The sequence below is a fragment of the Microcoleus sp. D2_18a_B4 genome, assembly GCF_036702475.1.
Classification (GTDB): Bacteria; Cyanobacteriota; Cyanobacteriia; order Cyanobacteriales; family Microcoleaceae; genus Microcoleus.
In genome coordinates this window covers 45,958-69,770 of sequence record NZ_JAUBTL010000042.1, presented here as the reverse complement: position 1 = coordinate 69,770, position 23,813 = coordinate 45,958, and the positions used below count along the sequence as shown (strand labels likewise).

Annotated in this window: 27 protein-coding genes; 16 read left to right on the top strand and 11 right to left on the bottom strand. The window is 45.9% G+C overall.

What is annotated here, in order from left to right:
• Positions 1–749 precede the first annotated feature (749 nt).
• Both QUB04_RS22115 and QUB04_RS22110 read left to right on the top strand, forming a co-directional pair.
• Positions 750–2,234 carry an ATP-binding protein gene (locus QUB04_RS22115; RefSeq protein WP_333287636.1) on the top strand — a complete coding sequence of 495 codons (1,485 nt, stop codon included), beginning with the start codon at positions 750–752 and terminating at the stop codon, positions 2,232–2,234.
• Positions 2,227–2,355: a hypothetical protein gene (locus tag QUB04_RS22110; protein ID WP_333287635.1), complete on the top strand. Its 129-nt coding sequence runs from the start codon at positions 2,227–2,229 to the stop codon at positions 2,353–2,355. The genes QUB04_RS22115 and QUB04_RS22110 overlap by 8 nt, the downstream gene beginning before the upstream one ends.
• A 187-nt stretch (positions 2,356–2,542) precedes the next feature.
• Here the strand turns inward: QUB04_RS22110 and QUB04_RS22105 are convergent, their stop codons facing one another.
• Positions 2,543–2,929 carry a hypothetical protein gene (locus QUB04_RS22105; RefSeq protein ID WP_333287633.1) on the bottom strand — a complete coding sequence of 129 codons (387 nt, stop codon included), beginning with the start codon at positions 2,927–2,929 and terminating at the stop codon, positions 2,543–2,545.
• Positions 2,930–3,038: 109 nt separating this feature from the next.
• The gene (gene secF, locus QUB04_RS22100; protein ID WP_333287630.1) at positions 3,039–4,007 is read right to left on the bottom strand and encodes a protein translocase subunit SecF; all 969 of its coding nucleotides are present in this window, start codon (positions 4,005–4,007) and stop codon (positions 3,039–3,041) included.
• 3 nt (positions 4,008–4,010) lie between these two features.
• Here secF and QUB04_RS22095 point away from each other — a divergent pair, with 3 nt between their 5' ends.
• Positions 4,011–4,142 carry a hypothetical protein gene (locus QUB04_RS22095; protein ID WP_333287628.1) on the top strand — a complete coding sequence of 44 codons (132 nt, stop codon included), beginning with the start codon at positions 4,011–4,013 and terminating at the stop codon, positions 4,140–4,142.
• Positions 4,143–4,195: 53 nt separating this feature from the next.
• Here QUB04_RS22095 and secD read toward each other — a convergent pair whose 3' ends face one another.
• Both secD and QUB04_RS22085 read right to left on the bottom strand, forming a co-directional pair.
• Positions 4,196–5,593, bottom strand: coding sequence for a protein translocase subunit SecD (gene secD / locus QUB04_RS22090; protein ID WP_333287626.1), 1,398 nt, complete (start codon positions 5,591–5,593; stop codon positions 4,196–4,198).
• Positions 5,594–5,744: 151 nt separating this feature from the next.
• Positions 5,745–6,728, bottom strand: a complete 984-nt coding sequence (locus QUB04_RS22085; protein ID WP_190737337.1) for an alpha-ketoacid dehydrogenase subunit beta — start codon at positions 6,726–6,728, stop codon at positions 5,745–5,747.
• Positions 6,729–6,924: 196 nt separating this feature from the next.
• On the opposite strand from QUB04_RS22085, the gene QUB04_RS22080 reads away from it, so the two are divergent.
• Positions 6,925–7,488: a Uma2 family endonuclease gene (locus tag QUB04_RS22080; protein ID WP_333141749.1), complete on the top strand. Its 564-nt coding sequence runs from the start codon at positions 6,925–6,927 to the stop codon at positions 7,486–7,488.
• Between the two features lie 35 nt (positions 7,489–7,523).
• Here QUB04_RS22080 and QUB04_RS22075 read toward each other — a convergent pair whose 3' ends face one another.
• The 3 genes from QUB04_RS22075 to QUB04_RS22065 all read right to left on the bottom strand — a co-directional run bounded on the left by QUB04_RS22075 (position 7,524) and on the right by QUB04_RS22065 (position 10,575).
• Complete coding sequence (locus tag QUB04_RS22075) at positions 7,524–7,769, bottom strand: type II toxin-antitoxin system HicB family antitoxin (protein ID WP_333141751.1); 246 nt, start codon at positions 7,767–7,769, stop codon at positions 7,524–7,526.
• 175 nt (positions 7,770–7,944) lie between these two features.
• Positions 7,945–9,312 (bottom strand): NACHT domain-containing protein, encoded by a 1,368-nt coding sequence (locus QUB04_RS22070; protein WP_333287623.1) that lies wholly within the window; start codon positions 9,310–9,312, stop codon positions 7,945–7,947.
• A 90-nt stretch (positions 9,313–9,402) separates the two neighbouring features.
• Positions 9,403–10,575 (bottom strand): RNA-guided endonuclease TnpB family protein, encoded by a 1,173-nt coding sequence (locus tag QUB04_RS22065; protein WP_333141755.1) that lies wholly within the window; start codon positions 10,573–10,575, stop codon positions 9,403–9,405.
• A gap of 284 nt (positions 10,576–10,859) precedes the next feature.
• On the opposite strand from QUB04_RS22065, the gene QUB04_RS22060 reads away from it, so the two are divergent.
• Positions 10,860–11,699 (top strand): SH3 domain-containing protein, encoded by an 840-nt coding sequence (locus QUB04_RS22060; RefSeq protein WP_333287621.1) that lies wholly within the window; start codon positions 10,860–10,862, stop codon positions 11,697–11,699.
• A gap of 74 nt (positions 11,700–11,773) precedes the next feature.
• Here the strand turns inward: QUB04_RS22060 and QUB04_RS22055 are convergent, their stop codons facing one another.
• Positions 11,774–12,499: a M15 family metallopeptidase gene (locus QUB04_RS22055; RefSeq protein ID WP_333287619.1), complete on the bottom strand. Its 726-nt coding sequence runs from the start codon at positions 12,497–12,499 to the stop codon at positions 11,774–11,776.
• Between the two features lie 94 nt (positions 12,500–12,593).
• Here QUB04_RS22055 and QUB04_RS22050 point away from each other — a divergent pair, with 94 nt between their 5' ends.
• Both QUB04_RS22050 and QUB04_RS22045 read left to right on the top strand, forming a co-directional pair.
• Entirely contained in the window at positions 12,594–12,830 is a 237-nt protein-coding gene (locus QUB04_RS22050) for a hypothetical protein (RefSeq protein WP_333236631.1), read from the top strand.
• Complete coding sequence (locus tag QUB04_RS22045; protein ID WP_333149306.1) at positions 12,830–13,168, top strand: type II toxin-antitoxin system PemK/MazF family toxin; 339 nt, start codon at positions 12,830–12,832, stop codon at positions 13,166–13,168. Before QUB04_RS22050 ends, QUB04_RS22045 begins: the two co-directional genes overlap by 1 nt.
• A 19-nt stretch (positions 13,169–13,187) precedes the next feature.
• Here QUB04_RS22045 and purB read toward each other — a convergent pair whose 3' ends face one another.
• Positions 13,188–14,483 carry an adenylosuccinate lyase gene (gene purB / locus QUB04_RS22040; RefSeq protein WP_333287638.1) on the bottom strand — a complete coding sequence of 432 codons (1,296 nt, stop codon included), beginning with the start codon at positions 14,481–14,483 and terminating at the stop codon, positions 13,188–13,190.
• Positions 14,484–14,714: 231 nt separating this feature from the next.
• Here purB and QUB04_RS22035 point away from each other — a divergent pair, with 231 nt between their 5' ends.
• Both QUB04_RS22035 and QUB04_RS22030 read left to right on the top strand, forming a co-directional pair.
• The gene (locus tag QUB04_RS22035; protein ID WP_106148795.1) at positions 14,715–14,921 is read left to right on the top strand and encodes a type II toxin-antitoxin system HicA family toxin; all 207 of its coding nucleotides are present in this window, start codon (positions 14,715–14,717) and stop codon (positions 14,919–14,921) included.
• The gene (locus QUB04_RS22030) at positions 14,918–15,148 is read left to right on the top strand and encodes a type II toxin-antitoxin system HicB family antitoxin (RefSeq protein ID WP_015175593.1); all 231 of its coding nucleotides are present in this window, start codon (positions 14,918–14,920) and stop codon (positions 15,146–15,148) included. The genes QUB04_RS22035 and QUB04_RS22030 overlap by 4 nt, the downstream gene beginning before the upstream one ends.
• Positions 15,149–15,153: 5 nt before the next feature.
• Here QUB04_RS22030 and QUB04_RS22025 read toward each other — a convergent pair whose 3' ends face one another.
• Positions 15,154–15,402, bottom strand: coding sequence for a DUF2281 domain-containing protein (locus QUB04_RS22025; RefSeq protein WP_333054490.1), 249 nt, complete (start codon positions 15,400–15,402; stop codon positions 15,154–15,156).
• Positions 15,403–15,697: 295 nt separating this feature from the next.
• On the opposite strand from QUB04_RS22025, the gene QUB04_RS22020 reads away from it, so the two are divergent.
• Genes QUB04_RS22020 through QUB04_RS22010 form a run of 3 tightly spaced genes read left to right on the top strand, consistent with a single transcriptional unit; the run spans position 15,698 to position 17,005 of the window.
• Positions 15,698–15,922 carry a type II toxin-antitoxin system HicB family antitoxin gene (locus tag QUB04_RS22020; RefSeq protein WP_333054489.1) on the top strand — a complete coding sequence of 75 codons (225 nt, stop codon included), beginning with the start codon at positions 15,698–15,700 and terminating at the stop codon, positions 15,920–15,922.
• 38 nt (positions 15,923–15,960) lie between these two features.
• Entirely contained in the window at positions 15,961–16,407 is a 447-nt protein-coding gene (locus tag QUB04_RS22015; RefSeq protein ID WP_333054488.1) for an excisionase family DNA-binding protein, read from the top strand.
• A 19-nt stretch (positions 16,408–16,426) separates the two neighbouring features.
• A complete protein-coding gene (locus QUB04_RS22010; protein ID WP_333054487.1) occupies positions 16,427–17,005 on the top strand; it encodes a PIN domain-containing protein in 579 nt (192 codons plus the stop codon).
• Positions 17,006–17,023: 18 nt separating this feature from the next.
• On the opposite strand, the gene QUB04_RS22005 is transcribed toward QUB04_RS22010, so the two are convergent.
• On the bottom strand, positions 17,024–18,196 hold the full coding sequence (locus QUB04_RS22005; RefSeq protein ID WP_333054486.1) for a DNA cytosine methyltransferase: 1,173 nt from the start codon (positions 18,194–18,196) through the stop codon (positions 17,024–17,026).
• Between the two features lie 365 nt (positions 18,197–18,561).
• Between QUB04_RS22005 and QUB04_RS22000 the strand changes: the two genes are divergently transcribed.
• From QUB04_RS22000 to QUB04_RS21985, 4 genes are all read left to right on the top strand, one after another.
• Entirely contained in the window at positions 18,562–19,674 is a 1,113-nt protein-coding gene (locus tag QUB04_RS22000) for an alpha/beta fold hydrolase (protein ID WP_333287617.1), read from the top strand.
• Positions 19,675–19,923: 249 nt separating this feature from the next.
• Complete coding sequence (locus QUB04_RS21995) at positions 19,924–21,525, top strand: metallophosphoesterase (protein ID WP_333271319.1); 1,602 nt, start codon at positions 19,924–19,926, stop codon at positions 21,523–21,525.
• A gap of 182 nt (positions 21,526–21,707) precedes the next feature.
• Positions 21,708–22,436, top strand: a complete 729-nt coding sequence (locus QUB04_RS21990) for a DUF3891 family protein (RefSeq protein WP_333054483.1) — start codon at positions 21,708–21,710, stop codon at positions 22,434–22,436.
• Positions 22,437–22,810: 374 nt separating this feature from the next.
• Entirely contained in the window at positions 22,811–23,779 is a 969-nt protein-coding gene (locus tag QUB04_RS21985; protein WP_333054482.1) for a YegS/Rv2252/BmrU family lipid kinase, read from the top strand.
• The last annotated feature ends 34 nt before the right edge of the window (positions 23,780–23,813 follow it).

The following is a 23,813-nucleotide window of genomic DNA, read 5'->3' as shown; positions in this document are numbered from 1 at the left end:
AGGGTTGATTAGGAAACTGGAAAATCAATAAAAAGCCGTCGTAGAACGACGGGGCTTCAGACCCAGTTTTTTGGTGAGTTTTAGTTGCGATCGCACAACTTTAGCATCTGCCGGGAAAAATTTCGTCGGTGAAACTTTGGAGTGTCGATGCGGCTAAAGTATAAGCTGCCGAACTTGACAAATTGCTCGCCATCGGCTGTCCCGGGCTCGGAGACTACCTACAATACAATCTTCGGGTTGAGTGCGATCGGCATTTATGCAAAAAAACTGACAATTGAGATTTATTGGCAATTGCCGGAAACCTGTTTTGCCTGAATTTTAAAATCGGGCGATCGGCGGCCGATTTGTCGCTATTCTTGTCTTATTGTAATATAATTTTACGCAAGGGGTAATAGCAAATGTACTGCCACAGGTCGCAGATGTCTATCCATCTGAACCAAATTAATGTCATCAAACATTAAAAATAGTTATGACTGTTATATTCGGATTAGTAAAATCTTGGATATATAAAATTTACTACATAGTCAGGTTTCAAAAGGGTGTCTGCTGTTAAATCAATCTAACCTGCAATATCGTTTCCGGGGACACCAGCACGATTTAAGGCAAAAAAAATCCTGCTGAATTAACTGGATTCCAGGGAGCAGAGGGAAGTTGATAACTAAGCTATAAAAAGAGTTGAAAAGGCCGTCTAAATAGTAGGCAAGACTCCAGCAGCCAACCGCAACTGCCAATTACCAAAGGAGGGAGCAGTGTATGAAACTGACGGGTTGAGTCCCCTAAAATCGCCGCTTGGTTTGCGATCGACTCTACAGGAATTAACCCTGTACGACTTTTTCCTAGAATCTGAGTGTCAGGGGGACGAAGTTGCTAAAATTTTTCAAGCAAACCCTTTACTTCCCGGCATCATCATCACTCAGGAAGGAAAGTTTATAGGGATGATTTCGCGGCGGCGTTATTTTGAACACATGAGCCGCCCCTACAGCTTGGAGTTATTTTCTCAACAGCCTTTGTTCATACTCTACCGCTTTACTAAAACGGATATGTTGGTTCTCGATCGCGAAACCTCAATTGTGACGGCAGTGCGGCAGTCTTTGGAGCGATCGCCCGAACTAATCCACGAACCAATTGTAGTACAAGTAGAACCGGAAACTTACAAACTTTTAGACGTACACCAACTGCTGCTTTCTCAGTTGCAAATTCACGAGTTATCAACCGTGGCGATGCGAGAGTCGCAAGCGCAATTGAGACATCAAGCCCAACAGCTCGAACTGGCCCTGCTGGAACTTCAGCGCACTCAAACTCAACTAATTCAAACAGAAAAAATGTCTTCTTTGGGGCAGTTAGTAGCAGGAGTAGCTCACGAAATCAACAATCCGATCGGCTTTATTTATAGCAATTTGCACCATGCTAAAGAGTACACGCAAGCTTTAATGCAGATGCTTGACATCTACCGACAGCACTGTCCCGAACCCATCGCAGCAATTGAAGCGGAAGCAGAAAAAATCGAACTCGATTATTTGCTAGAAGACTTGCCGCAAGTCTTAAATTCTATGCAGCAAGGTGCAGAAAGAGTGCGCGACATCGTTTTGTCGCTGCGGAATTTTTGCAGATTAGACGAAGCTGAAATGAAGCAGGTCAACATTCACGACGGTATCAACAACACGATTATGCTGTTGCAAAGCCAGCTTAAAGCGAAACCGGGGCAGGAGGCGATCGAAATTCACAAAGAATACAGCGACTTGCCGCTGGTGCAGTGCTATCCCGGACAGCTAAATCAGGTATTTATGAATATTTTACTTAATGCAATTTACGCTCTTGTTGAGTCTAATACATACGAAAATGTCGATAGAAAAACCCCGGAAAAGTCGCAATTAGGCGACCAAAAGCAGTCTTGTACAACGACTAAATTATCACTTTCTAACTCTACCCGCCTGATTCCTGTGATTCGGATTCGCACCGAGTTAATTGAGAAAAAAAAGGTAATAATTAAAATTTCTGACAACGGGCCGGGGATGACAGAAGATGTTCGGAAGCGGTTGTTTGACCCTTTCTTTACTACTAAGCCGGTCGGCCAAGGAACGGGTTTGGGACTGTCGATTAGCTATGAAATTGTTGTCAACCAACACGGCGGCGCATTGAAGTGCTTTTCGGAACCGGGAAAAGGAGCAGAATTTGCGATCGAAATTCCACTTCAACAGTCTTCTATAGCACAGATTTTGCCTCGCTTTGCGTGATATAGAAGAAGGAAGTTCGGCAACGGATTCTGTAACGGATGTAACGGATGTAACGGATGTAACGGATGTAACGGATGTAAAGGATAGAAGGAAGAAGGAAGTTCGGCAACGGATTCTGTAACGGATGTAAAGGATAGAAGGAAGAAGGAAGTTCGGCAACGGATTCTGTAACGGATGTAACGGATGTAAAGGATAGAAGGAAGAAGGAAGAAGGAAGGAGCAATAAAAGTTAGGGACTCGGCTGTTGAAACCGCTTTTTGTCAAACTTTCGTTCCTCTGGCTGGAGACTAAAGAATAAAGCCCGTCGGCTACTGCGAACCTTTGCAAACCCACTTCCACAAAGGATGACTCGGCCCCTGTTGGCGAATGCGGCGAACTTGTTGTTCCAAACCCTGTTTTTCCCGCAGGGGCAATCCTCGCACCATATTGCGACTTTGCCAAGTTAGCACTGCTAAAGTCATTCCCAAGCACAAACCCAAACCGAGAGTGGGCCAGCGATGAAAAGATAAACCGTAGCGCACTGCCGCCCAAGTGAAGTGTTCTAACCACAAAGCGATTTCGCGGCGCAAACCCCAAATGCTCAAGGAACCGACGCTAATCCACAGCAATATCACAGTTAACCAGCGGCCGTAAACTGTTAGTTTGTGAAGCCTTTGGACTTCAATTTGAAAAGTTGCATCGCTTTCATTAGTCATTAGTTATTAGTCATTTGTCATTAGTTATTGATTATTGATGATTTATTATTAGTCAGTAAACAGTTAACCGTCAACAGTTAACCGTCACCAGTTAACCGTCAACAGTCAATTAAACTTCCTCTGACTGGTTGATTCCTTCTGCGGGGACGGGGATGGAGTGGCCGGTGCGACTGCGCCACCAAGCTAGCAGCGTACTGGCAATGAAAATACTCGAATACGAACCAGCAATAAAGCCGACAATCAAAGCTAAAGCAAAGTATTTGAGGGTTTCGCCGCCAAACAAAAAGATTGAAAACAATGTCAGCAGGGTGGTAAACGTTGTGTTAATTGACCTTCCCAGGGTCTGCATGACAGCATCATCGACAATTTGATCGATCGACTGTCCCGGATTTAGCTTGATTACTTCTCGCACGCGATCGTAAATTACCACTGTATCGTTAACAGAAAAACCGATAAGTGTCAAGAGCGCGACCACAAATAAGCTGTCAACTTCCACTCCTTGAACTAAACCCAAAAACGAGAAAACACCAACAGTAACCAACACGTCGTGAAACACAGCCACAAAAGCAAAAAAGGCATAATCCAACTGAAATCGGAATGTCAGATAAGCAGTAATTCCAGCAAAAGAAATCAACAAAGCCAGCAAACCCGAAGTAAACAACTGTTTGCCGAGGGTAGGCCCAACCGTATCAATTTGAGTAGATTGAGGAGAAAAAGCGCCTATCTTTTCGCTCAAAGCTGTTTGCAAATTAGTCCGCTGTTCGACATCCAAAGTTTTTGTTCGCAGCGACAAACCGCGCTGTTCTTGGCCGATAACTTGAATGCTGCTGCCACCTAAACCTTGGGTGTCCAGGACTTCACGGACAGCAGCAAGATCGATGGGTTTACAATTTTCCGGTTTCGTGCAGTCAAGTTCAAATTGCAGGCGAGTGCCGCCGATAAAGTCCAAACTGGGGCGCAGCGGTGCGCGGATGTCGGGACGAGTCCAAGAAATCGCCATCGACACTATACCTGCAAGGATTATAGCGGCGGAAATACTCCACCAGAGCGATCGATATTTGATTACACTGAATTTCATAATTTGAAGGAAGAAGGAAGAGGGAAGAAGGAAGAGGGAAGAAGGAAGAGGAAAGAAGGAAGAGGAAAGAAGGAAGAAAAACTTCTCAATGTAGGGTGGGCAATGCGTACCTTACCGAGTGCGTACCTTACGTAGTCTGTTAACAGTCAACAGTCAACAGTCAACAGTCAACAGTCAACAGTCAACAGTTAACTATTAGCAGTTTTCGACAAATCGGGACAGAACCACTGAGGTTTCCGCAATGCTGGAAAGCTCAATACTACGAACAGCAGAGTGCGGCTGCAAGTAATAGCAGAAAACATACTCACTACTACGCCCAATCCCAGAGTTACAGCAAACCCTTTAACTAAACCAGCGCCCAGCCAGAACAAAGCAGCACAAGCAATAACTGTTGTGACGTTACCGTCTAAAATGCTGGAAAAAGCGCGGTAAAAACCAGATTCGACCGATCGATAAAGCGATTTCCCCGCCCGCAACTCTTCCCGCGTGCGTTCAAAAATCAGCACGTTAGCATCCACAGCCATCCCGATGCTGAGCACAAAACCAGCTATTCCCGGCAGTGTTAATGTCACTCCCAAAAGCACGAAAGCTGCCCAAGTTAACAGAGCATAAATTAACAGCGCAATATTAGCAATTACGCCGGGGAGTCGATAGTAGGCAACCATGAAAATCAAGACTAAAACTAAGCCGCCGATACCTGCGTTAATACTGCTTTGAATGCTGTCTTTACCCAAGCTAGCGCCGACAGTACGGTTTTCGACAATTTCGACCGGCACCGGCAAAGCGCCGCCACGCAATTGCACTGCCAAATCGTTGGCTTCTTGCGTTGTAAAGTTGCCTTGAATTACGGCACTCCCACCAGTAATTCCTGTTTGGGCAAATTCAACGCCGACGACTGGAGAACTGATCATTTTTTCGTCTAGGAAAATACCGATACTGCGTCCGGTGCCTGCTAAATTTTTAGTGAGTTGGGCAAAGAGTTCGCCTCCTTTGGTATCGAAAACTAGAGCAACGTTCCAGTTGTTTCCAGCCGCCAAGGGTTGAGGTTGAGCGTCTTTGAGGTTTTCGCCGCCGAGGCCGCTGCTTTTGAAGAGTTTGGCGATCGCCTCATTACTTCTTTTCAAAGCAGCCTGATTTTCTTTAATAGCAGCCTCATTCGGGTTAATTTTCAATTCTTCTTGTTTGACCAGCAATTCCTGCTGCAACTGCCTTTCAATGCCTAATTGTGTTTCTGTTCCGGGCAGTTGTTCCAGAAATTCTAGCTTGGCCGTGCCGCCTAAAACTCGTTCTGCTTGCTGCGGGTCATTTACTCCGGGCAACTGCACGAGAATTTGGTCTTCTCCTACTGTTTGGACTAATGCTTCGGAAACACCCAAACCGTTAACGCGGTTTTCGACAATCCGCCGCACTGCTTCTAACATACCCTGGTCAATTTTGGGAATTGTGGGGGTAGTTTTTACCTGAATTGTGAGTTGCGACCCTCCTTGCAAGTCTAATCCCAGCCGCGTCGGAATAGTTACTATTACAGTAATGGCGGCGATGATTAGAACAAAAATTAGGGCTAATATGGAACGTTGTTTTTGCATATTTAATTATTAGTCATTGGTCAGTTGGCAGTTGTCAGTTGGCAGTTGGCAGTTGGCAGATTTTAGTCATCAGTCATCAGTCATCAGTCAACAGTCATCAGTCAACAGTCAACAGTCAACAGTCAACCAATGACTACTGACTAATCACTATTTATACTCGCAAAGCTACCATTTTTTGGACGGCTTCGACAATTTGATTGGGCTGGACAATGGTCAGTCTTTCCAAATTGCCGTTGTAAGGTGTGGGAATATCTTGTGAAGACAGGCGCAAAACCGGTGCGTCGAGCTCGTCAAAAAATCGATCGCTGATTGAGGCAATTAGTTCGGCACCGATGCCTCCTGTTTTCATGCACTCCTCTACAATAATTACTTTGTGAGTTTTGCGAATGGATTCGCCGATGGTCTCCATGTCTAGGGGTTTGAGAGAAATCAGGTCGATTACTTCTGGATCGTAACCTTCTTTTACCAGGGCGGGCACGGCTTGCATGACGTGATGCCGCATCCTCGAATATGTCACGATTGTGACATCTTTGCCCGATCGCACAATTTCTGCTTTGTCCAGCGGCACTAAATATTCTGTTTCTGGCAAATTTTCTTTGAGGTTGTAAAGAAGAACGTGCTCGAAAAACAGAACGGGGTTATCGTCGCGGATAGCTGATTTTAAGAGTCCTTTGGCGTTGTAGGGAGTCGAACAGGCGACTATTTTCAAACCGGGTACTGCTTGGAAATATGCTTCTAAGCGCTGGGAGTGTTCGGCGCCGAGTTGCCGGCCCACGCCGCCGGGCCCACGAATTACCATTGGCATTTTGAAGTTGCCGCCCGACGTGTAGCGCAGCATTCCGGCGTTGTTGGAAATTTGGTTGAAGGCCAGCAGCAAAAAGCCCATGTTCATGCCTTCGATGACCGGCCGCAGCCCCGTCATTGCTGCGCCTACTGCCAGGCCTGTAAAGCTATTTTCGGCGATCGGGGTGTCGAGCACTCTAAGTTCGCCGTATTTGTTGTAGAGGTCTTTGGTGACTTTGTAGGAACCGCCGTATTGACCTACGTCTTCGCCGAGTACGAATACGGCGGAGTCGCGGGCCATTTCTTCGTCTAACGCCTCGCGGAGGGCGTTGAACAATAAGGTTTCTGCCATAGGAGGTTAAGCAATGATTGCAGGAGGGTCAGACTAGAATATTAACCTTTTGGGGGTGTCGATGAGGATGCGATCGCAAATTCGGCAGTTAAAACCTGAGATTTTCCCAATCTTTATCATAACATTTGTATTATGTCAATGAATATTTAAGAAGTTAAAATAATACTAACTTGCCTGCCCACAGCAGAGGAATATTATGCTCCAGACAAAAACTCAACTAACTCTGGAAGAGTTTTTCGCTCTTGGCGAAGGAGAAGGCGATATTACCTACGAACTTATTGACGAGCAAGCAGTACCGAAGATGTCACCTAAAAAATTTCATTCTCGCCTCACCCGAAGCCTAATAAAAATCCTCGAACAGTGGGGTGAGGAACGGGGAGAAATTGGTGTAGAATGGGCGGTAAGATTAACCAGACTGGGGCGAGACTGGGTGCCTGTACCCGATCTTTTATATGTTTCTTACGAACGCTTATCTCCTGACTGGAATCAAGATGAAGCCTGTCCTGTAGTCCCAGAATTAGTCATAGAAATTATTTCACCAGAACCAACTTTCGGTCAGTTAGCTGCTAAAGCGAGAGATTATTTAGATGCTAAGGTATTGCGGGTTTGGGTAGTAGATAGCAAGGCGAGAAGCATTACAGTTTTTTACCCCGATGCAGCACTGCAGACTTATAGGGGAGATACGCTATTAACAGATACACTTTTTGAGGGATTAGAATTTACGGCAGAACAGCTATTTCAGATGGCAAAAATACCATAAACTTTTTTTAGGATGAGTGTGTGGTAGTTGACAAGCTATTCCCTATTTAAATCAATATTGTCAATGACGGGCATTCGATGTTGCAATTTTAACCCTAGCAAAATCCAGTCTTCCAAAGTTGAGCGCAACTCATTTTGACACTCCTTTAAAGTTGAACCAAAGGCGATGACTCCCTTGCAAACAGGAATTTTCCCAACAAAGCTACGATCTTCAAGTTTGTCATACATCGCCTCCGCCATTGCTTTGTCAACGTATTCGCTCAGAATGAATTTTACAGTCATTGAGTTTCCTTTTGCTTGGCAAATATTTGGCTAGTGGGTATTTACGGTTCCTCCACAGTTCCATTTATTATATTTCTTTTTTTTGTTAAATACCTCTAGTTAAAAGAGTCCCAACTCATACCTTATAGGAGACCAGTTTATATCATAAATATTTGTTTTTGTCAAGCTCCGGCATTTAGATTTCCGAAAAATGTTTTTGCAATAAATCGTGAATAAATCGATAACGCCGATCGCCAGTTTTTTGCAGCAACAAGCGATCGCTCGCAGCATCGAGAAAACGCCTGTAATCCCAAGGAATGTAACCCTTCGACCACAGTACAAGGTGCAATATAAAACTTTCAATCCCCGGAAGTCCCGGCAACAAAGCACTAATTACCGCAGCAACAGCGCCGGCAATTAATCCCCAAATCGACCCGGAGACTAGGCTGGCAATTAATCCCAAAAGCACCCAAATCAGCCCGCCAACCAGCTTAACTCCAAACTGATACTTGCGCCGTTCCTCGTCTGTTTGCAGCCAGCTAGATGGTATGCGATCGAGGTAAAATTCTTGAATTCCTTCCTGTTCCATCCTTCTCGCCAACCATCCCAGCCAGTGGCGAATTTGTTCGGGCCGCAGTTCCTTACCTCTGGGATACTGCTTGACTTCGCCGGTGATTTGGTGGCGAATATACGCAGTTAACAGATATTTGCGCTGTTCTTCTGCGGAAGTAATGCGCTTCCAAGCTTCAATTAAAATATCGTCGTAAGCCAGAGCCATCATGCTCAAAAGCAAGGGAACTTTTGCCAATTTCAACAACTCCGGCTCGTGCTCAATGCTGTACCAAAGTTCGCGGCTTCGGGCTTCTAGCAGATAATTTTGAATTTTAGTTTCTGTTAAAGGTTTCAATAAAACCGCTGCTTGCAGGCGAAATCGACTTTCGCAGTTTTTGTAAGCATCAAAACTGCTGCAAGCTACTAAATGTTTGGGTTTAAATTCGCTTTCAACAAATTGATTAATTGCTTGAATGCAGATATTTTGGCGGTGGGTTTCTACTTCGTCCAAACCGTCGAGGAGAGGCAGCAATTGTTTTGCGGCAAGCCATTTTTTGCCCACCGCAGGAGAGATGCCGTATTTGAACTGAAGTTGAGCAATTAACCAATCTGCGATCGCCCCAGATTCTGCTTTCCACGATCCGAGTTCAAACAGCACTGGTACTGGCAAACTAGCATCTTTTTGGGCGCGGGAAATTAACACGCGAGCTAATTCTAGCAGCGTCGTAGTTTTGCCTGCACCCGTCGCTCCCAAAATTACCAATTTGCCACCGGTGCGATCGAACACTTTGGCAATGCTTGCTGTGGGAGGAAGCCGAAAACTCGGACGGTTGCCCGCTTTCACTTCCACATCCCAACAGCGGTTAACACCAACAGGAGGCGAGTCTTGGCTGAGGTTAGCGAGCACAGCAGCGTGCAAAGACTGCGCGAGGCCTGCTTGGACTTCCTGCTTCACCTCCTCCAACAATCGATCGCGAGGCTGTTGCAATCTCAGAGGAATCAATTTTGACATTTTATGTACCTCGCGCTGAACGCTGACCTTCGCAAATTTGCGCGCAATTGACATCCACTCCGCGCTCTCTGCGACGGAGATTCCTAAGACTCACGACTTAGGTTTCTGTTTCATAGCACCAGCCTTAACAGATTTACTCTGTTCGGGTCTTACAGTCGCTCCACAGACATTCACCGCAAGCCCTGCGGCAAGAATATTTTTAGCAGCATTTACATCTCTATCGTGATGTGTACCGCACTTAGGGCAATCCCACTCTCTGATATTTAAAGTCAGCTTGTCAACGATATGTCCACAATGTCCACACCGCTTCGAGCTAGGAAACCATCGGTCAATTTTGACAAAAGTACGACCGTACCAGTTGCACTTATATTCAAGTTGCCTGACGATTTCCCCCCAACTAGCATCACTAATCGAGAGAGCGAGTTTTCTATTTTTTACCAGATTCTTCACAGATAGATCCTCGACTGCAATCACTTGGTTTTCACGAACCAGTCGAGTTGTCAACTTGTGAAGAAAATCATTGCGAGCCTCGCTAATTTTTGCATGAACTTTAGCGACTTTCAACCTTGCTTTGTGGCGGTTTTTAGAGCCTTTTTTCTTTCGGCTAAGCGCTTTTTGAGCTTTACGTAACTTACGGCGCTTTGCTTTGAAAGTTTTAGGGTTAACAATCTTCTCGCCATTACTCAAAGCGATCAGGCTAGTAATACCCAAATCCAAACCAATTTGATTAGGAGACGCCGGTAATGCAGCTATCTCAACATCTACCAGTAAAGAAACAGTCCACCGTCCAGACGGTGAGAGCTTCACCGTAATTGTTGATGGTTCTGCGCTTTCTGGGAGTTGACGACTCCATCGGATATCCAAGGGTTGAGTACATTTAGCTAAAAATACTTTGCCATCTTTCCACCTAAAAGCGGCTTTAGTGAATTCAGCATTACCGCCGTGATGCTTTTTCTTGAAGTTCGGGTATTTTGCCCTTCCTGCAAAGAAATTAATAAAGGCAGTTTGTAAATGTCTCAATCCTTGCTGTAATGGCACACTGCTAACTTCATTGAGAAACTGCAAGTCTTCCTGCTTTTTCCAACTGGTTAGCATTGTTGAGGTTTCCGAGTAGCCGACTCGCTCTTGACGTTCATACCATGCTTCTGTCCTTGCGGCTAAAGCACGGTTGTAAACTAATCGAGTACATCCCATCGTTCTTCTCAGCAAAGTTTCTTGCTCAGGAGTTGGATAGAATCGGTACTTAAATGCTTTTTGTGTCATACTTACATTGTATCAGATATTCTGTAAGGTCTTCAAATTAATGTAAAGCCGTCCTAGAAGGGCGGGGTTTTAAACCCAAATTTTCGATAACCCAGAGCAAGATTACCATCAGTATAGGCGTCCAGTATATATTGACTCAAATTATTGCGACAATTATGGATATGAAATTTTATCTAAAAATCCTGACCCTGTGGCCCGCACTAGGTATTTCCACTATAAATTAACTGGCGATCGCCTCAACTCCTAAACAAAAATTATTAGTATAGATACAGAGAGGGTTTTTTATGTCATTTACGAAGGGTCAAATCATCACAGTAAGCTTAGCAGGAGTTGCAACAGCGGTGGGAGTAGCTGTTGCAACTATACAGTCGGGTGCGATGAAACAATCCCATCTTCCCCTCGTTGAATCGCCGACATCCACCAGAAACCAGATTGCAGGGCCGAGGAACAACCCTGAATCTCGGCAACCAGAACCTCTGCAAGCACAAACCCAAGCGGCAGAATCTCCGAAATCCCAACCCCAACCGGCAAAAACACCAGCACTTCAATCCTCGCTAGTTGCAGGAGTCTCTGGGCCAAAAGTTGAGCCAGTAGTTGTCACACCGCCCAATTCTGGTTGCAAAATCAGTATGGCTGTAGTCAGCGATCCCAATCCACCGCTAAATGTGCGATCGATCCCCCAAGTAAGGGGCAGCAACATAGTAGGAAAACTTAAAAATAATACCTTTGTTTCAGTCGCCGAAGAACAAAACGGTTGGCTGCGAATTACCGATCCGCCCGGTTGGATTGCCAAAAACCGCACCGAAAGCAGTTGTTCTAACGTCAACCAGCAGATTAATTTTCTACCGGGAGGAGATGAGGCAATTGTTAAAGGTCGAATCATCGGCGGCGGCAGCCACTCTTACCGGATTCGCGCCCGAAAAGGTCAAACAATGACTGTTAGGAATCGGAAAGATGTTTTCCCCCAAATTATAGCTCCGGGTGGCAAACTTTTAGCAGGAAATCCTTATGAAGGCAATGAAACCGAGTGGACTGGAAAAGTGCCCGTTACTGGCAATTACACATTACAACTCGACTCAAATTTCCGGGGATACGAATACGAATTTTCGGTTAACTTGCGATAATTTTCCTGACATCTGTAGGAACAGCGCACTGCCGTCTCCCTACGCGGCTTTGCAACTTTTAATCCATAGTATAATCAAGGAATCTCGGAAAGCGATATATCAAGAATCGCAAACTTCTGCCAATCTTCCGAATCAAAGTGCCACCATTCAGTTGTGATACTCATAAATCCGTGTTTTTTCATCGCATCCTTAAGCACTTGACGATTTTTCCGAGATTCTGCGCTGCCGCCTTGATAATCTCCGTGAGCTTTTTCGGTAAAATCATCGTAAGGTGTAGGCATTTCTAATTCTTTGCCAGTGCGATCGACTAAAGTCAAATCAATAGCAGCACCGCGATTGTGCCGCGAACCCCTAGCAGGATTAGCAACATAGCGCGGATCTGGCCAAGCTTGCCACATTTGCTTAGTCACAGAGAAAGGCCTGTAGCAATCGTAAACTTTCAAACCCAATCCGATTTTTTCCAAATCTGTTTGAACTAGCCCTAACTGTTGAGCAACAGAACTTCTCAAAGCGCATTTCGATATAGGGTAAAGTTTTCGTTTCAAGAAATTGTTAGTAGTGGCGTATCGGATATCGAGCCGAATGTTGGGATTTACGCTGCGGATGTCAACCAGTCGTGCTCCACTGGGAAGTTGACTCATGAAAATACTTTCAGGTACTACTGGGTTTGGTTCTGGTTGGGTAATTTGCACTTGTGGCGGCTCCTGGGCGCGGACAAATGTTGTATGGTGCAGACCGATCGCACATAGCAACACTAGCATAAATGCGATTAAGTATTTTCCAAAACGATTAAATTTCATAGTTGTTGGGATTGTGAGTGTTAAAAAGTAGATTGAGGTCGTTGGTCTATGCTATAACCAATATTATGATGTCACCGTGACAGCAAGGGGAGCTATGAAAACTGCAATTTCACTTCCAGATTTAGTTTTTGAAGAAGCCGAGGCTTTGGCTAGTCAGTTAGGTTTATCACGCAGTGAGCTTTATACAAAAGCATTGCAGGCGTATCTGCGGCGACACAACCGCGAGCGAATTTTGAGCAAACTAAATCAAGTCTATTCTGAAGAGTCCTCTGAACTAGATCCTGTCTTGGCAAAGATGCAATTTATGTCCTTACCCCATGAGGATTGGTAATGTATCGCGGAGAAATTTGGTGGGCAAACTTACCCTCTCCAGTTGCTTCAGAACCTGGATATCGTCGTCCCGTCTTAATTGTTCAGGATGATACTTTTACTCAGAGTCGGATTAGCACTGTAATCGTCGTCATCATTACTTCTAATCTGCGGTTAGCGGAAGCACCAGGTAATGTCTCGTTACCGAGTAAAGCCACAGGTTTACCCAAGGATTCTGTGGCTAATATTTCTCAGCTTTTTACTGTGGACAAAACGTTTTTAATTGAGTGCATTGGCACAATCCCACAGGATTTACAGGAAGAAATAGATGAAGGATTACGATCGATCTTGTATCTTTAGTAGGAAATTCAAGAGATTTTTAAATTCCCAAGCGCTGATACACTAAATCTAAGTGCCTCAATTGATACTGCGGATCGAAACAATCATCAATTTCTTTGGTGGTCATCTTAGCTGTTACCCGATCGTCCTTAGCAATTAAATTGTAGAAATTGCCGCCCGGTTTGTTCCAAGCTTCGTGAGCACAAGATTGCACAATTATGTATGCGTCTTCGCGACTCGTGCCTTTTTCTACTAAGGCTAACATCACGCGCTGGCTGAAGATGACTCCGCCGTAAAGATTCATGTTTTGTTTCATGTTTTCGGGATAGACTAGCAGGTGTTTTACTAAGTCTGTGGTTTCTACTAACATGAAGTGAGTTACTGTAGAACTGTCGGGCAAAATCATCCGTTCTACGGAACTGTGAGAGATGTCTCTTTCGTGCCAAAGCGCAACGTTTTCTAAGGCTGCGACGGCGTTGGCGCGGACAATTCTCGCCATCCCTGTGAGTCTTTCCGATCGAATCGGGTTGCGTTTGTGAGGCATGGCGGATGAGCCTTTTTGCCCTTTGGAAAAGAATTCTTCGACTTCGAGAACATCGGTGCGTTGCAGGTTGCGGATTTCTACTGCAAAACGCTCGATCGATGCTGCTAAGAGTGCTAAGGTTTGGACGTATTCGGCGTGTCGATCGCGCGAAATGACTTGAGTCGATGCGGTATCGGGTTCGAGTCCGAGGTTTTGACAGGCGATCGCTTCAATTCGCGGATCGATATTAGCATAGGTTCCGACTGCGCCGGAGATTTTGCCGACTGCTATGGACGATTGCAAATTCACTAATCGGTCGCGGTTGCGAAAGACTTCTGCCAGCCATCCTGCTAGTTTAAAGCCAAAGGTGATGGGTTCGGCGTGAATTCCGTGCGATCGGCCAACCATCACGGTATTGCGATGCTGTTGAGCCTGATAGCGAATAGCTTGACTCAATTCTTCGACACGTTCTAACAAGATATTGACGCTAGCGACTAATTGCAGCGCCAAAGCGGTATCGAGCACATCGGAACTGGTTAAGCCGAGGTGAATGTAGCGGCCGGCATCGCCTACATATTCGTTGACATTTGTCAAGAAGGCGATCATGTCGTGGCGGACTTCGGCTTCTATTTCGAGGACTCGTTTCGGGTCAAAATTAGCCTTAGCTTTGATTTCTTCGACTGCGGCGGCGGGGATGTAGCCGAGTTCGGCTTGAGCTTCGCAGACAGCGATTTCTACTTGCAGCCAGCTTTTCAGTTTGGCGGTTTCAGTCCAGATGTTGCCCATTTCGGGCAAAGTGTAGCGCTCTATCACGGTGGGAGTTGGGGAATGCGATCGTCCTATTGTACCTCTGCGAGGCGATGCAAGGGCCATAGGATTTAGCATGGGGCCCAGAAACCGGGTTTTTACCGAATCTGCGGGCTACAACGGGTCTTTTCGTAAAAACCCGGTTTCTTTGGTTGGAGTGCAGAAACTAGGTTTTTGTATTTTTGTAGTTTGGGCGATCGGCTACAATATCCTAAACCTGATTAGCTGGCATCACTCATGCCTAAAAAGATTCGAGAATTGAAAAGCCTATTGCTAAAAGCAGGGTTTACTTACCGACAGGGAAAGGGCAGTCACACTGTATGGGAACACCCTTTATTACCTGAAAAAATTACACTATCAGGTAATGATGGTGATGATGCACCTAATTATCACGAAAAAAGAGTAATTTCTGATTTGCAGAAACTGAAGGAGATAGAAGAATGAATAGCCATTACAGTCTCATCATCGAGTGGTCAGAAGAAGATCGACTTTTTGTTGTCAGCTTGCCTGAGTTTACCGATGTCATGCAGCCTTGCACTCACGGACACACTTACGAGGAAGCGGCCAAACACGGACAAGAATTGTTAGAAACATTGATAGAACTTTATCAAGAAGATGGTAAACCTCTACCAGAACCTCAAACTTTGGGAAAACGATTGCAGATTGCGTAAAGTTATTAATACAACGCATCAGGAAGTGGCTCGTTAAAATCCTCACTCATCCAGCCCATCCCTTGATGCAGACCCAAAACCCGTTGTTGCCCAGGAGGGGGTGCAGCTTCAACTGAAGTGTTTTCGGGGATCGATCGCATCTGTCGTTCCAGCAAAAACTCTGCAAAAGCTAACAGAAGCTGCTGATTTTCCGGGAGTAAGTGTTGTAACTTGCCTAGCAAATCTTCCAAAAGTTCGATCGTTTGAGAAGTCATCTTATTCCCCTCAATGTTGGCGATAGTCTCATTTTATCCGAACGTATACTATTTCATTTTAACTGAGCGATCGCCCTAATTGTACATCTGCGCGGCCTCGGTCTTGAGTCGGGATGGGGAATTTCGGGCGATCGGGCGATCGAGTATAATAATTCAGAACTTACGCACGGGTAGCCAGAAACCGGGTTTTTTAACCACAATACTTGCTTAAAACCCTCAATAAGAGTTAAAAAACCCGGTTTCTTTGTGGGCTAGGGTGTCCAGGACTATAATTTCAACCCGAAACTTCAGAACCATGAAATATACAATTGTTATCCAATGGTCAGAAGAAGATCGATGCTTTGTCGTATTTTTGCCCGAATTTGAGGATGTAATGCAACCAGTCACTCACGGAGATTCTTATGAAGAAGCTATCTACAATGCGCGAGAGGTACTAGAGTTACTAATCGAAAGCTGTGAAGCTGAAGGTAAGTCATTGCCAGCAATTAAGAAGATAGAACGATTATTTCAGGCTGAATGAAACCGTAAATCCTAGAAAAACACATCACAAGAGAGACTATGTTGAAACAAAAACCATCGCCAGAATCTGTTTTAATTACCGAACAAGAAACAGAAGCTATAAAAAAATTACAGCAGATTCTCAGCATCGAATCCCCACAAGTAAAATTAGTGGCAAGTAATGGAGAAGAAATTCTCATTCCCGAATCAGTTTACAATTTGTTGGGTCAAATTGTGCGCGCAATGGCATCGGGTCAAGCTGTATCGATAGTAACTCACAATCGCGAACTGACGGTGCATCAAGCTGCCGATCTCCTGAATGTATCGCGAGCGTTCATTGTCAAATTGCTAGATGAAGGAGCAATTCCTTATATTGAAGTTGGTTCGCGCCGACGCATACTTTTTCAAGATTTAATGACCTACAAGCAACAGCGTAAAGTTCAGCGACGCCAATTATTAGACGAGTTAATCGAGATGACTGAAGAAGCTGGCTTGTACGAGGAATAGGACTAATTGAATCTTTAATATGACTAAGCTGCGTGTTGTACTTGATGCTTGCGTCCTTTTCCCGATGTATTTGCGCGATACTCTGCTTTCCACTGCTGATGAAGATTTGTATTTACCCTATTGGTCTCAGAAAATCATTGATGAAGTAATAGGCAATCTTGTTAAAGGAGGAACACTTTCGCAGGAGAAAGCAAAGAATCTTGAAAGGACAATCAAAATAGCCTTTCCTGAAGCAATGGTTGAAGTGCCTGTCGCACTAGAGAAAGCAATGACCAACGATCCTAAAGACCGTCACGTTCTTGCCGCAGCCATAACTGCTGGAGCTGATATCATTGTCACCAATAATCTCAAGGATTTTAGAGAAAACGATCTAGCTCCTTGGAACATTATAGCACAGTCGCCCGATGAGTTTCTGAGCGATTTATTGGACGAATACCCGGACTCAATAGTTGATTTATTACAGCAACAGTCTCAAAAGTACAAAAATCCCCCAAAGACTTTTACTGAATTAATTAATTTTTTAGGTGAAAAAGCAGGTACACCAAAGTTTGCCAGTAATATATTATTAAAAGTTCAGCGTCGCGAGGAAAATCAGTAATATCTTATTTGCTAATTCTTAGGCTTTGCCTGGAAGAATAACTTTACTAGGTTTGTTCACAGCAATATCAGTCAAATATGGAATAAGTGCCAAGCCGATACACTCCGCCAAACGAGGCGGCACGGCATTTCCAATTTGCCACATTGCCTTTTTCATCGAACCTTCAAAAATAAATGAATCCGGGAAAGTTTGCAATCTTGCCATTTCGCGAGCTGAAATCACGCGATTAAGATAAGGATGAATATGAGTGCCGCCGTGATTTTCTTTAACAGTCATACTCGGTTTTCCCGGATACTGTCGCTTGAAAGCATCGGCGTAGCTTTCATACAAAGAACCGCCTGGTGGAACTTTAGCAAGTCTTTCCATGTACTCAACAGAATGACGAGTCCATTCGTGGTTAATTTCCGGTATGCGAGTATATTCTGGTAAATCATCAATTGCTGACTCAATCGCTTGGTATTGTTCTGGAAACAATTGCGGCTTCGGATAGGGATTTTGCATCCCAAATCTATTGGCAATAAAAATAGCTCGCGGGCGGATTTGCGCGACTCCATAGGCGGCTGATTCCAGAACAGCAACGGACATATGGGGATAGCCAATTTCCTGAAAAGCATCGCAAATGGCTTGCTTAACAGCTCCTTTTTTTATAGTCAATATTCCGGGTACATTTTCCATGACAACATACCAAGGACGTATTTCAGAGACCACGCGGACAAACTCTCTAAATAAGCGATTTCGAGGGTCGTTGGGGTCGCGTTTTCCTGCAACTGAGAAGCCTTGACACGGCGGCCCACCTACAACAACATGAACTTCTGGCGAACCAATTTCAGCGAGCAAGTTTTGGGGATTTAAGTTTTTTATATCGTCGCACAAGTGATGGCAATCGGGAAAGTTTTTTGTATGAGTTGCTGAGGCGATCGCATTAATTTCAACACTTGCTACTGGTCGAAAACCTGCTTGCAATAAACCTTGGGTCATGCCGCCCGCACCGCAAAAAAGATCGACAAATGTATAGTCGGATTTTGGCAGTGACTGAGATTCAATATCAATGAATATCTTGTAGGGGTCACAGTCATTTGCTTCGAGTTCGCGTTGGATGCGTTCGTAGCGCCCTAATTTTGCTTTCTTCTGCTTTTTGGCAGGAATTGGTTCTTCCTCGTTTGAGAATAAAGACAGTTGTATTGCTTCCATTTTATATTTGTTTACTGCGTTCTCTCTGATGTCGCCCACTTGGGCCAGGGTGTAGAGCTCGATCGCGCTTGGAGTCGCAGAGTGCGATCGTCCTATTGTACATCTGCGAGGGGATGCAAGACTCAGAAACCTGGTTTTTGTAGTTTGGGCGATCGGCTACAATATGCTAAACCTCGTTAGCTGGCATTCTTCTCTATTCGCCAATAAATGGTTCCAAATAAATAGCCATTAATATTTTGGCTTGACTTCGCCCTTGAGTGCATTTACTCAAAAAGTATTGCGGTTTTCAGGGTTATTCGCTACAATAGCCAACCTGTCAAGTAAAAAAATCCCATCAACAAGACAGACATTTCCCACATCCGCTTATGACCATTGCCTATACTCCACCTTGGCTGCTCAACAACGGCCTGTTAATGACGTTGTACACCGCATTAAGGGCTAGTCGCCGCTGGGAAAAGACGATCGCTGACCCAGAACCCCCTTACCGAGAACACATCTTTACTGGTGCCTGTGGAGTCCCGATTTTCGGCTGGGTTGCCATCCCCGAAAATCCCCGATATACCATTGTCGGCACTTACGGCATTACTGGCGATCTGGATAATCAATGGTATCTGAAGCTACTAGGCCGTAAAGCCTATGCCCAAGGCTGTGCATTGGTGTTATTTGACTGGCGAGCTCACGGCAAAACTGCCCAACTCTCTCCCACCCTGACTTCTGATGGTCTATACGAAGGTGAAGATTTCGTTCGGATTGCTGCCGCTGCTAAAGAAATGGGATGTCCCGCCCCTTTTTGGTTCACTGGTTATTCTCTGGGGGGACAATTAGCCTTGTGGGCCGTAAAATCAGCTCAGACGATCGCAGATTGGGGGCCTGACTTAGGGCTCGAAGAGTCAGAACTAGCAGGCGCGGCGGTGATTTGCCCCAGCTTGGACTCGAACCGTTCTCTGTCTTATCTAGTTAAAGATGAGTGGGGGAAATTTTTAGAAAAAGCGATCGCGCGACAGTTAAAAAAACTAGCAAAAAACATCGCCGCATCGCATCCAGGGGCGATCGATCCTGCCGCTATTGAACGCGCCAACAGCATTTGGGGCTTTGACCATGAACTGGTAATTGGCCCGTTAGGTTTCTCCTCTGTGGAAGAATACTATGAGGCTAGCAGCGCTCTACACATTTTGCCTCACCTCAAAAAACCCACTTACATCCTTTATGCAGCAGACGATCCGATGTTTGATCCGGTGCTTGTCTCTGAGTTGCAAGCCATTGGCGCGAACAATTCTGCCTTAGAATTAGTGGTGACAGCCTACGGCGGTCATGTTGGGCATATCAGTAGTAAACGTTGTCAGCATCAATTTGGTGATAGCGATCGGTGGTGGGCCTGGAATCGGATTTTACAGTGGTTCGATGCCTTGAGTGTTGATGAAGATTATCAAATAAAACCTGAACACTCCTCGGCAATAGTTGCGGGAGGAAAGGATTAGGGGGTTTTTGGCCGTTGCTGTCGGTTTTAAGGAAATATTCTGGTAAAAAACCCGGTTTCTGAGTACCCGCGCCTCAAACCAAAGAAACCGGGTTTTTGGCCGTTGCGATCGGTTTTAACGCCGTATTCTCGTCCCAAACCCGGTTGCTGAGTACCCGCGCCTCGATTTTCAGCTTTTAGAGAGAGGTAAAAACTCGCCCGATCGCTACACTATTAACTAGGAACTCAGCAATTTTGGAGAAGAGGTGAATTGAAATTCGTTTCCGACCCGCAAATAAAAGTCAAAATCCGCAAAATGAACGAGCGGGTGCGGTGGCAAGAACAGTCGATCGTCCATCGGGGAATCGACCAAACTCGGATGGTTTTGGAATCTCCAACCACCGACTCTCCAGAGTTTTCGTTTTTAGTTGTAGGCGACAGCGGCACGGGCAATCACCGCGGCTACAATCCCCAGCGACAGATTGCCGAACAGATGGTCTCCGAGCGCGAAACTTGCCGTTTCGTCCTCCACACCGGCGATGTAGTTTATCTCGTCGGTTCCAGCGAATATTACTTGCAAAACTTTATTCGCCCCTACCGAGAATTTATAGTCGGCGGCGAGGAGCCATCTCGGATTGCCTACGATCGCATGGTGTTTAACTTTCCGTTTTTGCCCGTACCGGGAAACCACGACTATTACGACTTGCCGATAGTCTACGGCCTTCTGTCGGCGACAGCTTTGCCGCTGCGCCGGCTGTTGGGTTCCAAGTTGGATCTCGATGTCGGCTGGCACGGTTCCGATCGCGGAAACACCTACGCCAAAGCCTTTCTCGACTACCTGCAAGCTCACAAAATGCCGGGAGAACTCGATCGCCACCTAGACGCCCACTACACCGCCAGCACCAGCACAGGCCGCTGCATCCGCTACCAACCCGGACGCTTTACCCGCTTACCCAACCGCTACTACACCTTCCGCAGCGGCGGCATCGACTTCTTCGCCCTCGACTCCAACACCTTCAACGAACCATTGCCGATCCCGAAAACCAAACAGGGCGACATTCGCCGCCAGAATTTGGAACTCGATCGTCAGAAGTTGGAACAAGAAAAATTGGCAATGATCGAAATCTGCGATCGGCTAAACCCCGAAATTCCCGAGGAAGCCGAACAGCTAGACGACTTGGGCGCCAAGTTAGAGCAAGTTGACGAAATCCTGATGGATATTGACAAACAACTGTCGTCGCACAAAACAGCAGCCACAGACGTTGAACAGCTCGAATGGCTGAAAAAAAGGCTGATTGACTCTTGGCGGGATTCCGAGGTGCGGGGGCGGGTAATTTACCTGCACCATCCCCCCTACGTAACCGAGGCGACAAAGTGGAATCAAGCTCAAACTTTGGCGGTTCGGTTGCGATTGCGCGAGGTACTCGACGCGGTGGCCGATGCTGTTGGGGACGCGGCGCAGGGGCGTCCGCTAGTAGATTTGGTGCTGACGGGCCACGCTCACTGTTTGGAATACCTGCGGACTGGGGATACTGGACACGGCGACTCTGGGATTAATTGGATTGTCTGCGGGGGAAGCGGCCACAGTCTCCGCCGCCAGCGCCCGGAAGGGCCGATGTTGGAGGAAGCATTGAGTCCTGAAGCTTATCGGTTGGCGCGGCAGTCTGGTTCCGAAACAGCCAGCCGGCGGGTAGCGGAGTCTTTGCTATTTGTCGGCCGCAGCGGTCAAGGTTCCCACAAACGTCGTCCTTATTCGTGTTTGCGGATTGATGTTCTCGATGGGTGTCCCCCCAAATTCCGCATCCGACCTATTGTTGTCGAACGATTTGAGGGGAAATGGCAGGATATCTCGATCGAACCTTTTGTGATTTAGCATCAGTCATTCAATTGGATTGTGGGGAGTAGGGGTTGGGCACGCGAGCCCGCCCAAACAGGCACTCCGGCCTGTTCCACAAAAATTCAATTTGATTGTGGGTTGGGCACGCGAGCCCGCCCAAACAGGCACTCCGGCCTGTTCCAGAAAACCAACATCACTTAATTCAGGACAAAAATTCAATGATTGCTAACTTAACCGCCACCGGCTGGGAAATTATTTACCACCGCGCCCATGCTTTGCTCGCCGCCCAACTTGGCGGACAGTGGAAGCGCTCGAAATCTCCGCTTCGGTTGTACGAAACCATAGCCGCGATTTCGCATCACGATGATTTGGAGAAAGAGTGGGAAGAAAATATTTTAACTGAAGCGGGCGCGCCCTTTGATTTTACTTTGCAGACGGAAACTTCTCTGCCTAAAATTAAAGCCATGACGCAGAATTCCCTATATCGCGGTAGGTGGGTAGCCATGCTGATTTCTATGCACATGAGTTATCTCAACGAAGGAAAGCGGGGAGAGTCCAAGGAACTCGACGAATTTTTGGACGAACAACTGGAAAATCAAAAAAAATGGCAAAAAGAGTTGAAGATTTCCGAGGAAGATGCTAAGGCAGCTTATGCTTTTTTCCAGTGGTGCGATCGGCTATCATTAATTCTTTGCAGCCGCGAGTTACCTGCAGGAGAACGAGCTTTAGAAATTAGTGTCGGCCCGGACGGCAAGCGCTACGATATTGTACAGCACAGCAACGAACTCGTGACTGTAACTCCTTGGCCTTTTGAAGACGATAAATTTACTGTCAACGTCGAAGCGTGCAATTTAAATCAAGTCAAATTTGACACCAATGAGGAAATCAAGGAAGCGTTGCACAAAGCTCCGCGCAAAGTCTTAGAGTGGACTTTTGTCAAGTCTTAACTAAACCTTTGAAAAATAGGTGAGGGTTGTTGTCGAAGTTTAGCGGGCATGGCATTTGTGTTAACTTAATCTTAAAACCATGTCTCATATTATGTCGGGTCGATTACCCCTAATACGGTAGGGGTTCCCCTCACGAAAAATATCTGCCAATAATTGACAATCTCAAAAACCTGCCCTGTTAATCGCGGTCACTCGATCGGACATGATATCAATCAGCATTATAGTTGAGTCTTGATCCCCCCCTCACCCCCCTTAATCAGGGGGAGTAGGGGGTGGACAAGAACACTCAAAGTCAACTCCTACTCCCCTGATTAAGGGGGATTTAGGGGGAGCGAAACTTCGATATAAACGTTACGTATTACCTATTACCAACTATGAAACGTTCAGCTTGCCTAATTTTCAATCCAGTCGCCGGTAACAGCGACCCCGACCAAGACTTAGCTAGAATTCAGGAACTTTTAGAGCCTTTTATTGACTTAGACATTCGTCTGACAACCCCAGAATTAGACGCAGATCAAATCGCCCGCGAAGCAGTTGCTAGGGGAGTTGAAGAAATTATTGCTTCCGGGGGCGACGGCACATTATCAGCAGTTGCTGGGGCGATTGTGAGCACAAATATTCCTTTAGGAATTATTTCGCGGGGAACGGCTAATGCTTTTGCGAATGCTTTAGATATTCCGAATACAATTGAAACCGCCTGCGCCACTATTTTGGGAGGGTTGACGCGGGTAGTGGATGCCGGGATTTGCAACGGTAAAATGCCGATGGTTTTGTTAGCTGGAGTGGGTTTTGAGGCAGAAACTGTCGAACTAGCCGATCGCGAAATGAAGAATCGCTGGGGAATGCTGGCTTACATTTTGTCAGGAATTAAACAGTTAAACAATTTAGAAAGATTTGAAGCGGAAATAGAAACCGACGATAAAATTATCCACCTTACTGCTGTGGCCGTAACAGTAGCAAATGCAGCGCCGCCTACTTCCATTTTAGCTCAAGGCCCGGCGGGGATTGTTTTTGATGACGGCTTGCTGGACGTGACGCTGGTTGCGCCGGAGAATAAAGCTGGGGCGATCGCAGCTTCTTATCACCTATTGCAAACCGCTTTGAGCGGCAATCCTACCGATCGCGATGACATCGGTTATTTGCGGGCAAAAAAAATAAAAATTACTACCGATCCGCCTCAAAAAGTGGTTTTAGACGGGGAAATTATCGGCATGACTCCGGTTTCTATTGAGTGCGTTCCGGGAGGTTTAACTATTTTTGTACCGCGAGTTGAAGAAGCACCAGTGGTGGAAAAACTCACTGGTTTAGCGGACATCGAAGTTACATTGAAGCCCTCAACTTAAAAATTTTAGCGAAACAAACAAAAAGAAAGACCGC

What these genes read in the sequence shown, in the direction of transcription:
- QUB04_RS22020 (WP_333054489.1), top strand. Translation starts at nt 15,698, where the DNA reads ATGAAATATACAATTGTTATCCAATGGTCAGAAGAAGATCGATGCTTT.
- QUB04_RS22030 (WP_015175593.1), top strand. Translation starts at nt 14,918, where the DNA reads ATGAATAGCCATTACAGTCTCATCATCGAGTGGTCAGAAGAAGATCGA.
- QUB04_RS22060 (WP_333287621.1), top strand. Translation starts at nt 10,860, where the DNA reads ATGTCATTTACGAAGGGTCAAATCATCACAGTAAGCTTAGCAGGAGTT.
- secD (WP_333287626.1), bottom strand. Translation starts at nt 5,593, where the DNA reads ATGCAAAAACAACGTTCCATATTAGCCCTAATTTTTGTTCTAATCATC.
- QUB04_RS22035 (WP_106148795.1), top strand. Translation starts at nt 14,715, where the DNA reads ATGCCTAAAAAGATTCGAGAATTGAAAAGCCTATTGCTAAAAGCAGGG.
- secF (WP_333287630.1), bottom strand. Translation starts at nt 4,007, where the DNA reads ATGAAATTCAGTGTAATCAAATATCGATCGCTCTGGTGGAGTATTTCC.
- QUB04_RS22065 (WP_333141755.1), bottom strand. Translation starts at nt 10,575, where the DNA reads ATGACACAAAAAGCATTTAAGTACCGATTCTATCCAACTCCTGAGCAA.
- QUB04_RS22015 (WP_333054488.1), top strand. Translation starts at nt 15,961, where the DNA reads ATGTTGAAACAAAAACCATCGCCAGAATCTGTTTTAATTACCGAACAA.
- QUB04_RS22025 (WP_333054490.1), bottom strand. Translation starts at nt 15,402, where the DNA reads ATGACTTCTCAAACGATCGAACTTTTGGAAGATTTGCTAGGCAAGTTA.
- QUB04_RS21985 (WP_333054482.1), top strand. Translation starts at nt 22,811, where the DNA reads ATGAAACGTTCAGCTTGCCTAATTTTCAATCCAGTCGCCGGTAACAGC.
- QUB04_RS22045 (WP_333149306.1), top strand. Translation starts at nt 12,830, where the DNA reads ATGTATCGCGGAGAAATTTGGTGGGCAAACTTACCCTCTCCAGTTGCT.
- QUB04_RS22105 (WP_333287633.1), bottom strand. Translation starts at nt 2,929, where the DNA reads ATGACTAATGAAAGCGATGCAACTTTTCAAATTGAAGTCCAAAGGCTT.
- QUB04_RS22055 (WP_333287619.1), bottom strand. Translation starts at nt 12,499, where the DNA reads ATGAAATTTAATCGTTTTGGAAAATACTTAATCGCATTTATGCTAGTG.
- QUB04_RS21990 (WP_333054483.1), top strand. Translation starts at nt 21,708, where the DNA reads ATGATTGCTAACTTAACCGCCACCGGCTGGGAAATTATTTACCACCGC.
- QUB04_RS22000 (WP_333287617.1), top strand. Translation starts at nt 18,562, where the DNA reads ATGACCATTGCCTATACTCCACCTTGGCTGCTCAACAACGGCCTGTTA.
- QUB04_RS22010 (WP_333054487.1), top strand. Translation starts at nt 16,427, where the DNA reads ATGACTAAGCTGCGTGTTGTACTTGATGCTTGCGTCCTTTTCCCGATG.
- QUB04_RS22080 (WP_333141749.1), top strand. Translation starts at nt 6,925, where the DNA reads ATGCTCCAGACAAAAACTCAACTAACTCTGGAAGAGTTTTTCGCTCTT.
- QUB04_RS22075 (WP_333141751.1), bottom strand. Translation starts at nt 7,769, where the DNA reads ATGACTGTAAAATTCATTCTGAGCGAATACGTTGACAAAGCAATGGCG.
- QUB04_RS22050 (WP_333236631.1), top strand. Translation starts at nt 12,594, where the DNA reads ATGAAAACTGCAATTTCACTTCCAGATTTAGTTTTTGAAGAAGCCGAG.
- QUB04_RS22070 (WP_333287623.1), bottom strand. Translation starts at nt 9,312, where the DNA reads ATGTCAAAATTGATTCCTCTGAGATTGCAACAGCCTCGCGATCGATTG.
- QUB04_RS22085 (WP_190737337.1), bottom strand. Translation starts at nt 6,728, where the DNA reads ATGGCAGAAACCTTATTGTTCAACGCCCTCCGCGAGGCGTTAGACGAA.
- QUB04_RS22005 (WP_333054486.1), bottom strand. Translation starts at nt 18,196, where the DNA reads ATGGAAGCAATACAACTGTCTTTATTCTCAAACGAGGAAGAACCAATT.